We start from the raw sequence: 904 nt of genomic DNA, 5'->3' as shown, positions 1-904 counted from the left end.
ATATTATACCATAATATTATAGATTCAGTAATGAAGTTGAAAGCTTACTTATTAAAGGGGACGTTTCTTGATGTTAAAGTTTAACAATGAGTTATTTAAACTCATAAAAAGATATGGGGAATGTAAAAACTTTAAACAAAATGAAATTGTTTATTTAAATAATGAAAAGAATTTTTTATATGCCTTTGAAAAAGGATTAACTTTTTTAAAGCACACAGACATCACAGGTAAAATCCTATTATCAAAAATATGTAAAAATGGAAGTATTTACATAGAAACGGTTGATGAGTACAGTCAATTTCAAATAAACTACCATCTATTTTTCAAAGAAAATACCACTTTATATCAAGTCTCAATTAATAAATTAAAGGAAAAAATTGATAACGATGACCTCAATACATTGATTTTAAAATATTCACATAATGAAATTAAAAAGAGAGAATTAATTTTGAGAGACTATACTTTTTACAATAAAAAGGGAATGATTCTTTCTAATCTAGTTCGATTAGCCAATTCTTTTGGAAAAATTCTCAACAATGGGACCATACTAATAGATATTAATTTAACACATGAAGATCTTTCGCAACTATGTGGTATGAGTAGAGAAAGAACAACCAAAACTTTATCTAAATTAAAAAGCGATAATGTTCTCGATTATGATAAAAAGAGCAAAAAGTTTATCCTATTAGATTTAGACTCAATTAAAAATCAAATTAACTGTGAAGAGTGCCCTTTAAATTTTTGTAATATTTGTTAATTTCCCTATAGACCTTAAGCGAATAGATAGATAAATTATGATTGAAAAAATTACTAAAAATAGTTGTTCTTCAACTGACAGTAAATACATAACAACCGCACTTATAATCAGTAATACTATATACCTAGTGAAGCGTTTGTTAATAAT

Annotated in this window: 1 protein-coding gene; it reads left to right on the top strand. The window is 25.2% G+C overall.

Translation table 11 applies throughout. The features are described from left to right. The first annotated feature begins 70 nt into the window (after window positions 1-70). On the top strand, window positions 71-757 hold the full coding sequence (locus CD172_RS12545; protein ID WP_103346525.1) for a Crp/Fnr family transcriptional regulator: 687 nt from the start codon (window positions 71-73) through the stop codon (window positions 755-757). The last annotated feature ends 147 nt before the right edge of the window (window positions 758-904 follow it).

Origin of the sequence: Staphylococcus agnetis, assembly GCF_002901865.1 — a bacterium.
Classification (GTDB): domain Bacteria; phylum Bacillota; class Bacilli; order Staphylococcales; family Staphylococcaceae; genus Staphylococcus; species Staphylococcus agnetis.
This window is presented reverse-complemented; position numbering and strand designations above follow the sequence as displayed.